At 54.1% G+C, this 12,224-nt stretch carries 7 protein-coding genes; 5 read left to right on the top strand and 2 right to left on the bottom strand.

Features of this window, described 5'->3' with window-relative positions; translation table 11 throughout:
- Positions 1-45: 45 nt before the first annotated feature.
- Positions 46-1,389 (bottom strand): Gfo/Idh/MocA family protein, encoded by a 1,344-nt coding sequence (locus tag FH603_RS13235; RefSeq protein WP_186737999.1) that lies wholly within the window; start codon positions 1,387-1,389, stop codon positions 46-48.
- Between the two features lie 343 nt (positions 1,390-1,732).
- Between FH603_RS13235 and FH603_RS13230 the strand changes: the two genes are divergently transcribed.
- From FH603_RS13230 to FH603_RS13210, 5 genes are all read left to right on the top strand, one after another.
- Entirely contained in the window at positions 1,733-3,325 is a 1,593-nt protein-coding gene (locus FH603_RS13230) for a response regulator (RefSeq protein ID WP_186737998.1), read from the top strand.
- Positions 3,326-3,343: 18 nt separating this feature from the next.
- Positions 3,344-6,982, top strand: coding sequence for a response regulator (locus FH603_RS13225; protein WP_186737997.1), 3,639 nt, complete (start codon positions 3,344-3,346; stop codon positions 6,980-6,982).
- Positions 6,983-7,090: 108 nt separating this feature from the next.
- Entirely contained in the window at positions 7,091-7,456 is a 366-nt protein-coding gene (locus FH603_RS13220) for a response regulator (RefSeq protein ID WP_186737996.1), read from the top strand.
- Between the two features lie 10 nt (positions 7,457-7,466).
- A complete protein-coding gene (locus tag FH603_RS13215) occupies positions 7,467-8,276 on the top strand; it encodes a CheR family methyltransferase (RefSeq protein ID WP_186737995.1) in 810 nt (269 codons plus the stop codon).
- On the top strand, positions 8,258-8,839 hold the full coding sequence (locus tag FH603_RS13210) for a chemotaxis protein CheB (RefSeq protein WP_186737994.1): 582 nt from the start codon (positions 8,258-8,260) through the stop codon (positions 8,837-8,839). Before FH603_RS13215 ends, FH603_RS13210 begins: the two co-directional genes overlap by 19 nt.
- Positions 8,840-8,949: 110 nt before the next feature.
- On the opposite strand, the gene FH603_RS13205 is transcribed toward FH603_RS13210, so the two are convergent.
- Entirely contained in the window at positions 8,950-12,189 is a 3,240-nt protein-coding gene (locus FH603_RS13205) for a TonB-dependent receptor (protein WP_186737993.1), read from the bottom strand.
- Positions 12,190-12,224: the final 35 nt, after the last annotated feature.

Here is a 12,224-nt window from a genome sequence, read left to right as displayed (position 1 = left end):
GGGGCAGGCGGAGCTAGTCTGACTCCACCTGCCCCGGCCAACCCATCAAATGTTCGGCTCCCAGCCTTTCTCATACTCGCGGCTCCACAATTTCATGGCCTCCTTATCGCGGATATGACCATTTTTGGTGTCCACCTCGAATGATTTGTTGGTACGGTAGGAGATATTCGCCAGGTGACAGAGCAGCGTACTTTTAGCCCCTTCCTCGATGGGCGATGCCTGTTTGGCTTTTCCCCGAATGGCATCGAAGAAGTTAACGATATGCAGGGTTGTCATATCTCCGCCACCGCCCAGGGCCGTACCCGCTTCGGAGCCTGCGGCCTTGCTTTCTTTGACAACCCTGCCTTCCCGGTTATAGAGCTTGTAGCCATCCCGGTCGACGTAGACCGTACCGGTACTGCCATAGATGATCGTGCCCCGGTCGCTGCCGTAGGTTTTATGTCCATTGCGGCTCTTGCCATCCCACTGAATGATTTTGTTGCCGGGAAACCGGAAGGTGGCTTCCATCGTGTCGTAAACCGCCCATCCATCCTCAGGAAAAGACCGTTTGGCGGCCTCTGCCGATACAAACTCTGGAAACTCGACCTGTAGCGCCCACCGGGCTACGTCCAGTTCGTGGGTAGCGTTGTTGCCGCTTTCGGCAGTGCCATACTGCCACCCATACCAGTGCCAGTTGTAATCCCAGGTATCGTGGGTATACGGCACACGGGGAGCGGGCCCCTGAAACAACACCCAGTCCAGGCCGTCGGGGACGGGCGCTTTCTTCGGAATGGGCACCTCGCCCCGACTGGCGGCATAAAAAGCGACGGCTTTGTAGGCTTTTCCAATGGCCCCGTTATGAATCTGATTGATGATATCGATCGATTCCGGTGCTGAACGCTGCTGGTTGCCCATCTGAATAATTTTGCCGTACTTTTTCTGGCATTCGCCCAGGATTTCACCTTCGCGGGGGTTGTGGCTACACGGCTTTTCAACATATACGTGCTTCCCGCCCTGAACAGCCAGCCAGGTGCCCGGCGCGTGCCAGTGGTCGGGGGTGGCGTTGAAAATAGCATCGACCTGCTTGTCGGCGATAACTCTACGGATGTCGTTTTCCAGCTTGGGTTGATAGGTGATGTACTTCGAAAACTTCTTGGCTCCCGCTTCCCGCTGTTTTTTCATCACGTCGCACAGGTATACCAGCTCGACATTGCTGTCTTTGCGTGAGATCGGGTCGTAGTAGGCACCCAGCCGCCTGCCCAGGCCAATAATGGCCAGGTTGAGCCGCTCGTTGGCACCAATAATTTTGGCGTAGCTCTTGGCCGACATGCCGTTGGCCAATCCACCAACTGTAAGTCCGGCGGTTGTCAGGGCCGCCTGTTTGATAAAGGTTCGTCTTGAATTCTCCACGCGCTATACGAAATAAAGGGATGAATGCCTGTCGTGACCTGTTGGCCCTATACGACCTATTGCCTGCGGATCGATCGTTGATTGGTCAGTCTCAACCAGGGAAGCAGCGGGCCAATTCAGGTGTATAGTAAGACGATAATGGAATCGTTTCTACTGACAGCGGGGCAACCACAAAACCGTTGATTTGGAAGCAGTAGCCAAGCTGGTCTATATTCACCCGGCTTATACTGGATTGAAGGCGCAAGTACAGGAAAGTATTCGTCTGTAATTCTGTTAGTTAAGCATCCATGTTCGAGACAACCACCAGAGCCTCCACGCATTCCGATTTAACAATTTAACGTACATGATCCTTTTAGTTGATGATAGGCCAGAGAATATTCTACCGTTAAAAAAGATTCTCGAACTGCATCGGTTCGCGGTCGATACGGCCGGGTCCGGGGAGGAAGCGTTACGAAAAGTGCTTAACACAACCTACTCGGTTATTATCCTCGACGTGCAGATGCCCGGCATGGACGGGTTCGAGGTCGCCAATGCCATTGCGGGTTTCAGCAAGGCCAAAGACACGTCCATCATTTTTCTGTCGGCGGTAAACACCGAAAAGCGATTCATTACAAAAGGGTATACGGCCGGAGCGATCGATTACCTGACCAAGCCCGTCGATCCGGACATTCTGGTTCTGAAAGTAAAAACCCTCGAAAAGCTGTACGAGCAGCAGCAGGAGCTGCGCGCTACCCAGGATTCGCTGCGGAAAGAGATCGAAGTACGCAAACAGGCGCAGGACGCGCTGACCGAGCGGATGCAGGAGCTGCAACGGGTCCTGTCATCGCTGCCACAGATGGCGTTCACCATTGCGTCCAACGGCCAGCTCGAATACGTGAACGAACACTGGTATCGGTATGCTCCCGATTCCCGTAACTTCCCTTCGATCCATCCGGAAGATGATATCTGCGCCAGTTGGGCAGCCGCGCTGGCCAGCGGAACGGAATTTACGCAGGAAGTCCGGCTCAACGAACTGGCCTCCGGCGATTTTCGCTATCACCTGCTGCGCATAACTCCCATCAAACAACAGGAAGTGGTCAATCGGTGGATTGGCACGTTTACCGACATTCATGCCCAAAAGAAGACGGCTGAACTACTGGAGCAACAGGTTGAATTACGGACCAATGAACTCCTGCTCAAGAATACCGAACTCGAACGGACCAACCACGAACTTCAGCAGTTTACCTGGGTCGTTTCGCACGATCTGAAGGAGCCTATCCGTAAAATACAGTTGCTGAACGACACCATCAAGGAAAAATTCCTGAAAGACAATCCGGAGGCAGTATCGTACCTCGACCGGTCTATCCGGTCGTCGGCCCGGATGTCGGCGCTGATCAACGATCTGCTTGCCTATTCGCAGCTGTCGGTGCCCGAAGACTTCCAGCTTACCGATCTAAATGCACTGCTGGGCGAGTTGCTGCTGGATTTCGATGATACCATCACCCGGACAGGTGCCGTCATCACCATCGATAAACTGCCGCCTGTCGATACGATACCTACCCGCATACGGCAGGTGTTCCAGAACCTGATCAGCAATGCCCTCAAATTTGCCAGGGTCGATGAGCCGCCCGTTGTTCGGATCTATGGCGAACTGATTGCGACGAAGGCCATCGACGGCCTTCCGTCGCCTGCGGGTCCGTTTTGCCGGATCGTCGTGCAGGACAATGGGATTGGATTTGACGAGAAATTCCTTAGCCGCATTTTCATTATTTTCCAGCGCCTGCACAACCGGACCAGCTACGAAGGTACCGGTATCGGGCTGGCCATTGCCAAAAAGAACATCGATAAACACCACGGTTTGATTTCGGCCCGGAGCTGCCTCAACGAAGGTGCCAGCTTTATCCTCGTTTTACCCGTCAGTCAGGCGAGCCGGTTACGCGAATCCGACCCCTCCTAAGCTGTTTACTTTTCCCTCATGCCACAATCAACAATGTCCAACTCCGTTATCCGGCAACTTCAGATCGTCTTCACCCTGTCGACGCTGCTGTTGCTGATCAGTTTGACGGCTTCTTTTATCAGCATACAAAAACTCATCAGTAATTCGGAGCTGGTGAATCATACCAACCAGGTGCTGATTGAGTCGGAAAACATTATATCCTACGTGAAAGACGCGGAAACAGGTCAGCGGGGCTTTCTGGTTACCCAGGACCCGCTCTTTCTGCAGCCTTACACGGGCAGTTCGGAAAAAGTGGATGCCAGTTATAATCGACTCCTTGAACTGACCACCGACAATACAGTTCAGCAGAGAAGTCTGGCTCAGATCAAAGCCCTTTACAAAGCCAAGTTTACCCAAATGCAGCGGGTTATCGACCTGACGCGACGTTACAAGGCGTTCAGCCGGGACACCCTGGCCCGGCATACCGAAATGCTGCGGGGTAAACAGGTGATGGACGATCTTCGGCTGATGATCGACAGGCTGAAAATGGCCGAGAACAGCTTGCTCGAAAGCCGTATGCAGCAGCAGCAGCTTTATATCCAGTTTACGCCCTTTCTGCTTGTTGTGGCAGCGCTCATATCCATGTTGATTACGGCCTTCACCTACCTGCGAATCAAAAAAGACATGGACAGCCGGCTGGCCGAACAGCAACTGGCTGAAACAAAATACATTGAAACCGCCGGGCGTATTGCGGCATTGGAAGATACAACCCAGGAAATTGCGGGCGGAGATTATTCGGCCCGGAGCGACGACACCGCAACCGATGACTTAGGCCGGATTGCCAGTGCCCTGAACCAGATGGCCGGAGCACTCGAAAAGACATTTACCGATCTCAACAACCGGGAGTGGCTCCAGACCGGGGCCGTTCGGCTGGGTGATGCCATGCGGGGGGAGAAAGACCTGAAACGACTGGCCGGCCGCCTGATCGATGCCTTTGCCGACTACCTGAACGTGCCGATGGGTACGGTATACCTGATCGATAGTGAACTGAGCTATAAACTGGCCGGTAGTTATGCCGCTACCCATGTGCCTGACCACATTACCAGCGGTCAGGGCCTGATGGGAGAGGCTATTGAGCGCAAGAAGACAATCGTTATCGAGGACCTCCCCGCCGACTACAGCCGGGTAACGTCGTCGCTGGGCGACACCCGGCCCACCGCCCTGATCATTACGCCCCTGGTTTATGGTACTGAATGTCTGGGGGTGATAGAACTGGGCCTGCTCCATAAACCCAGTCAGCAGGAACTTGACTTCATTGAACAGAATCGGGAGTCGATCGCGATCGGTATCAATGCCGCGCTTGATTTTATCCGGTTGCAGGATTACCTCGAAGAAACCCAGGCGCAGTCGGAGGAACTACAGGCGCAGCATAATGAGATGGAAAACCTGAACGCCGAGCTGGAAATGCAGGCCCAGAAGCTACAGGCCTCCGAAGAAGAGTTGCGCGTTCAGCAGGAGGAATTACAGCAAACCAACACCGAGCTGGAAGAGCGGGGGCTGTTGATGGAAGAAAAGAACGATGAAATCCAGAAGAAAGCCGATGAACTGGAACTGACCACCCGGTATAAATCGGAGTTTCTGGCCAACATGTCGCACGAGCTGCGAACACCACTCAACTCCATTCTGCTCCTGAGCCGGTTACTGGCCGAAAACACGGACGAGAACCTGAATGGCGATCAGGTCGAGTATGCCCGTGTGATCCAGTCGTCGGGGAATGGCCTGCTTGGCCTGATCGATGAAATTCTCGACCTGTCGAAGATTGAAGCCGGGCAGATGAAACTGGACTACCAGCCGGTCTTGATTAACGAAATAACCGAAGAGCTGCAGGCCCTGTTTGGGCTGCTGGCTAAGGAGAAAGGCCTTGACTTCGCCATTCGGGTTGAGTCCGGCGTTCCTTCGGTGATAGAAACCGACAAAATGCGGCTGGGCCAGATTCTCAAGAACCTGCTTTCGAATGCCCTTAAGTTTACGGCCACTGGTGGTGTTTCGCTCACCATCGACCGGCAGCAGAGCAGAACAGGAAGCGATCCGGTCGACAGTCTGGCGTTTGTGGTCAAGGATACCGGTATTGGCATACCCCTCGAAAAGCAACCCCTTATCTTCGAAGCCTTCCAGCAGGCCGATGGCTCAACGAAACGCAAGTACGGAGGAACGGGTCTGGGGCTGTCCATCAGCCGTGAACTGGCCAAGCTACTGGGCGGTGAGATCACCCTGGAGAGCCGCGTAAACGAAGGCAGTGAGTTTACGATTCTTATACCGCTGGTCCATTCGCAGGTGACGCTGCTCCGCGATACGCCGGCCGACCAACCGCGGGCCAACGTAGCGCCAACGCCGGTCAAAGCCGTGGTCCAGCTGCCAAAAGTGGCCGCAAACCAGTATATCAGCACCACGATTCCCGAAGCCATTCCCGACGATCGGAATGCGATTACGGACGGCGACAAAACTATCCTGATCGTTGAGGACGACATCAACTTTGCCAAATCGCTGCTGGACTATACGCGAAAGAAAGGGTATAAAGGCATTGTCGCCGTTCGGGGCGATGAAGGGCTGAAACTGGCCTCTATCTACAAGCCAATCGGAATTCTGCTGGATATCCAGCTACCGGTAATGAGCGGCTGGGACGTGATGGACGCCCTGAAAGCCGATCCGCGCACCCGCCCTATCCCGGTACATATCATGTCGTCGCATAAGATGAAAAACGAAAGCCTGCTGAAAGGAGCCATCGATTTTGTCGACAAGCCCATGGCCTTCGAACAGATGCAGGAAATCTTCAAAAAGATCGAATATGTGCTCAACCGCGATCCCAAAAAAGTCCTGATCGTAGAAGACAACCCCAAACATGCCAAAGCACTGGCTTACTTCCTGGAGACGTACAACATCAGCTCTGAGCTGACAAGCAACATCGCCGAAGGAGTGGATGCGCTGAAACGCCGGGAGGTAGACTGCGTGATTCTGGACATGGGAATTCCCGACGACAACGCCTATCAAACCCTGGAGGAAGCCAAGAAAAATCCCGGTCTGGAAAACCTGCCGATCATCATCTTCACGGGTAAGAGCCTGTCTATGTCGGAGGAGCTGAAAATCAAGAAATACGCCGACTCGATCATCGTCAAGACGGCCCACTCGTACCAGCGCATGCTCGACGAAGTGTCCCTCTTTCTGCACCTGGTGGAAGATAAAAAGTCGGCCAGTGGCAGCGATGGCGGCACGAAGAAACTGGGAGCGCTGAATCAGGTGCTGAAGGATAAAACGGTGCTGGTGGCCGATGATGACGTGCGAAACATATTCTCACTGTCGAAGGCGCTGGAACAGTACAACATGACGGTTATTACGGCGCTGGATGGTAAGGAAGCCATGCAAAAGCTGGACGAAAATCCGGCCATCGATGTTGTCCTGCTCGATATGATGATGCCGAAGATGGATGGGTACGAAACGGCCCGCAAAATCCGGGAACGCCTTATATGGCGAAACCTGCCGGTTATTGCCGTAACCGCCAAAGCCATGACTGGCGACCGGGAAAAGTGTATTCAGGCCGGGGCGTCAGACTACATTACCAAACCCGTAGACATCGATCAGCTTATTTCGTTGCTACGCGTCTGGCTCTACGACCGGTCGTAGCGGATGGGCTGGTAGCGGTGTATGTCGTTGCCCCGGGCTTTACCGGCTGGCCACCATAACCCGCCACCAGCCAGTACATTAAAAACTTCCTCCTAGCTGACCAACAAAATGCTTAAAAAGCGAGTCCTGATAATCGATGATGATTCCAGGAATATTTTTGCCCTGACGGCGACCCTGCGTTCGAAGTCATACGAGTGTCTCTCCTGCCTAAGTGCGCAGGAAGCGCTGGCTATTCTGGAGACAGATGCTGTCGTCGATGTCATTCTCATCGATATGATGATGCCGGATATGGACGGGTATGAAGCGATCCCGCGCATAAAAGAACTGAAGAACCGGAGCAGTACACCGATCATCTCGGTCACGGCACAGGCAATGGTCGGTGACCGCGAAAAGTGCCTTCGGGCTGGCGCAACCGACTACGTAGCCAAGCCAATAAACGTGGACCGGTTACTACAGCTATTGTCGGAAATCTAATTGAGCGTTTATGATTGAGGAGGAAGAGGTTGATTTGTTGCTGAACGATTTAGTGGATTTATATGGCTATGACTTTACGCATTATGCCCGGGCGTCGCTGAAGCGTCGGATCAATCGACTGTGGTCGCTGGACCGGTTTCCAAGTTTCGCTGAGCTGCGCTACCGGGTCCGGTCAGACAGCGACTATCTAAAGCGATTTGTGGAAGAGCTGACGGTCAACGTGACCGAAATGTTCCGCGATCCGCTATTCTATAAAGCGCTGCGTACCGAGGTGCTGACGGCCCTGGCCGCGAAACCATTTATCCGGGTCTGGCACGCGGGCTGCTCAACGGGAGAAGAGGTTTTTTCGATGGCCATTCTGCTGAAAGAAGCCAACTTGCTGCACAAATCGCTGCTGTATGCAACAGACCTGAATCCGGAAGTGCTGGAAGCTGCGCGCAACGGTATTTTTGCGATGGGGCCCATGAAACAATACTCCGAAAACTACATACTGTCGGGCGGCATACATGATTTTTCAATCTACTACACGGCGCAGTACGGGTACGTTAAATTCGATGAAGAACTGACCAGAAAAATGGTTTTTTCTACCCATAATCTGGTGTCGGATCGTTCGTTCAACGAATTCGATCTGATCCTTTGCCGCAATGTTTTGATCTATTTCGACAAAGCCCTGCAGGAGCGCGTGTTCACCCTGTTCGACGAAAGCCTGGGGCCGCTCAGCTTCCTGGCGTTGGGTGCTAAGGAAACCATTAAGTTCTCATCCATTCAAGCGAAATATAAACAAATAGGCAGCGAAAAGTTATGGCGGAAAGTGGGGTAATCGTGCCCAATAAAGTTGTCATCATTGGGGGCTCAACGGGCAGCATCGAGGTGTTGCTGCAACTTCTACCGGCATTACAGTCACCACTGGCGTTTTCGGTGGTCATTGTCTTGCACCGTAAAAACACCGCTGACTCGACACTGGCAAATTTGTTGTCCCTCAAAACGGCTATTCCGGTCAAGGAGGTCGACGATAAGGATATATTGCAGCCGGGCCATATTTATCTGGCCCCTGCCGACTACCATTTACTGATCGAACTGGATGGTTCTTTTTCGCTGGATGACTCGGAAAAAGTCAACTATAGCCGCCCCTCGATCGACGTGGCCTTCGAGTCGGCGGCCGATGTGTTCGGCCCGGCGCTCATAGGTGTCCTGCTCTCCGGGGCCAACGCCGACGGCACAAACGGACTTATAGCTATCAAACAGGCAGGTGGGCAGGTGGTTGTTCAACAACCAGAAACGGCCCAGGTAGCGTTTATGCCGCAACAGGCCATTCTACGTTCCCAACCAGATTATATTCTCGATGTTCCCGGCCTGATCGCCTTGCTGACCACCGGGATCTGAACGGGCAATTCCCCGTCGGGGAATGGCTAAGAAGCTGTTTGAGTTAGCTCTACAGCCCCGTTAGGGGCTGTAGAGCTAACTCAAACAGCTTCTTAGCCATTGGTTATGCCCTAAAACGAGTAACGGGCACCTAACTGTACCGAGTACGGTGTTCCGTTTTTCTGGGTTGTTCCCACGTTTTCGTTCACCCGGTAGCTATACTGGCGGCTGGTTGGATTAAACCCGTTTGGTACAAGAAGTGTCTGGTTGTTAAGGTTGAAATTGCCGCCCCAGTTCCGCATCGAGGTGGCCTCGGTTCCTTTTGTGACGACGCCGTCCAGGGTCTGACCAAGCAGGTTGGCAAAGTTGAATACGTCGACACTCACTTCCAGCCGCTGCGTTTTATAGGTCTTGAAAATTTTGGAAAGCCGTACGTCAAACGTGCCGGAGAAGGGATTCTCACCCCCGTTCCGATCCGAGATGGTACCCAAACTGTTGCGGATAAAGTCAGCCGCCCGGTTATCGGGGTTGTTTAAAACCTTTTCCATGGACGTACGAACGCTCTGGGCTACCTCCGGACTGTTGGGGTTGAACACATAAGCCAGGTCATTATCGTTGCCGGGGCCGCCAACAAAGTCACCGTTGATATCGCCGTCGACGAGCAGTGAGTAGCGGGTTCCGCCGATGCCTGTAAACCGGACGCTCAGGACCACACCACCCACCGATGGAGTAGAGCCGTAAGCCACGAGTTTATGCCGGAACTGGTTGTCTGAATAATTGATCTCGTCCAGGCTGCGGGGATCACTCTTGATTGGTCGGAATGTCGAGGTATTAGCTACGTTACCGTTGTAAGAGGTGTTATCCTTTGCATCGTTCCAGGTGTAACTGAACGCCAGCGACCCGTTGCGGGGTAGTTGGACTTCGCCATCCACGACCAGCGTCAGTGTTTGCAGTTTAGCCCCGTTGGTCAGCATCAGCGTGCGGCCCACAGCCTGCGTCTTCCGGCCCAGCACGTTATTGGTCTGGCCACTACCGGTGGCAATGGTATTGGCTGGTACGAACACGCCCCGGTTGGCTTCGTTAGCGAGCGTGAAGTAAGGCTGGTCGACCAGGTTCTGATCGAGGTACACGTAATTGTTGACCGTTTTGGCATACAGCAGGTTAGCCCCCAGCCGGAAATTATCGCTGAAAAAGTGGCTGTAGGTAATGTTGGCCTTGTAGATCGTAGGTACCTGAAAATTGGGGTCGTTGAGGTTGATCGTCGAGACCGGAGCCGCGCCGGCGGGTACGCCGGGTGCCGTGCTCGGATCGTTGCGGTAGGCTACAAAATCCGGCCGGGGTACCAGGTTGGGCTGGCTCGCGTTGGCCGGCCGCGTCACGTCGATGGCTGCTACTTTGGTGCCCGTATTCTGGATATTGTTGACCTGGGCGTAGTTGATGACATAGGCCGAGAATACACCCCCGCCAACACGGAAGATATCTCGGCTTTTACCGCCTGCGTTCCAGGTCAGCTGGAAACGGGGCTGTATATTGTTCCAGTCGGTGGGGTTGGCATCCGTGCGTAGTCCCAGCTCCCGTTCAACAACCGGGTTGTAGTCGCCTTTGGTGAGGTAACTGGTCAGGTCCCACCGAACACCCGCCTGTAGGGCAACGTCGGGATGGGGGTTGAACTGCACCTGCCCGAACAATGACGCGTTCAGCACGTATTGCTGTACCGATGGTACCCCGTTCGTTGGTACTTCACGGGCATAACGGGAGGGGTTCAGGTCGTTGAACTCTTTCAGGCTGTTAAAGATAAAGCGTCCGTTCTGCTCGTTGGAAATGTAGGTGTCCAGATACGTCAGCGTGTTATCGGTACCGAGTGTGATGTTATAGCGTCCTTTGTTCCAGTAGAGGGTGTTGGCCAGTTGGAACTGGTTTTCGAGGTTGCGCTCGGGCGTAAAACGCTGGCCACCCAGCTGTACCGACGTGTTGCTGTTCCGGCCATTGGGCAGCAGTGAGTTCACGGTCACGATAGCCCGGGGAATATTGGCTGACGGAAGCAGGCTGTTGGCTTCGTAATTCCGGCTGGCATGCTGGTACTGCACCTTCAGCTCATTGATAAGGGTTGACTTCAGGGTCGAGCGAAGCGATGCCAGGGTGCTGTTCTCCACCGATTTGAAGTCGCCATATACCTCGTACAGATTGATGGCCGAGTTGTCGTTGTTGCTATTCGGGTTGTTCCAGTTGCTGAAGTTGTTCCGGATGGTCAGCGTATTGCGGGGGTTGATCTGCCAGTCCAGGCGGGTGAATAAGGTGTTGGCCACGGTTTCCCGTTTGAACTCGCCCACCTGCTGGGTGTTGCTCAACCCATATTTCTGACGACCAATGGTGATGACGCTGTCCAGAACCGCCTTGCTGATGCCGAGTGCGTTGGCATCGGCGTCCTGGCGGATATCGGCGATGTAAAAAGGCGATGACTCGGTCTGCCGGTCGAGGGCTACGAAATAATGGAGCTTGTCTTTAACGATGGCTCCGCCGAGGCTGAAACCATACTGAAACCGGGTAAAATCAACGACGCGGGTGTTGCCCCGCATGTCGCGCGGACTGGATAATCCATCGGCGTTGTAATAGGTGAAGGCCGTTCCGGTCAGGGTGTTGGTGCCGGACTTGGTAACGACGCTCACCGAGCCGCCCCCCTGGCGTCCTTTCGTTACGTCATACTCGTTGGCGACGATCTCAAATTCACGGATGGCTTCGAGGGAAAGCGAAAAGGGGCCGTTTCCCAGGGCGCCACTTGTAAGGTTATTCCGGGCGCTGGCTCCGTCGATCAGGTAGTTGGTCGATGACGGCAGCTGCCCGCCAATACTACCTCCGTTGCTCAGGGGCGATAAGGCCAGGAGATTGGTGAAACTGCGGTTGTTGATCGGGAGTTTGGCAATGTTTCCTGCGGTTATACCCAGCGATGCCCCCAGCCGGTCGACGCGGCTTTTAAGCGCCGTTTCCTTTACAACTACTTCCTGTAAGGCGCGGTCGGCCTCGGCAAGGTCGACATTGACAGTGACCAGATCGGCCTGGTTCAGCTGGTAGCCGGTGCGTACCTGGCTGGTGAAACCAATAAAAGAAACCGTGATGGAGTAGGGGCCACCCAGCGGAAGCTGCTTGATCGCGAACCGGCCGTCAGACCCGGTCTGCGTACCCGTCTGGAACCCCGTCGACTCATTTCTGACGCTGATCGTAGCGCCGGGCAGCGGGCCGCCCGCTCCATCTTTCACCAGGCCCGCAAGGGTAGCGTCGGTTGCCTGACCGTAGGAAGACAGGCTGGTAGCGGCAAGCAATAAAACATAGAAAAGTCCTTGTGTCAGGTACTTACATGAGGAGATTTGTCTCATAATAGCGATCTATAGATTGGGTAACGAAGCAAAAC

Origin of the sequence: Spirosoma utsteinense, from assembly GCF_014282275.1 — a bacterium.
Taxonomy (GTDB): domain Bacteria; phylum Bacteroidota; class Bacteroidia; order Cytophagales; family Spirosomataceae; genus Spirosoma; species Spirosoma utsteinense.
This window is presented reverse-complemented; position numbering and strand designations above follow the sequence as displayed.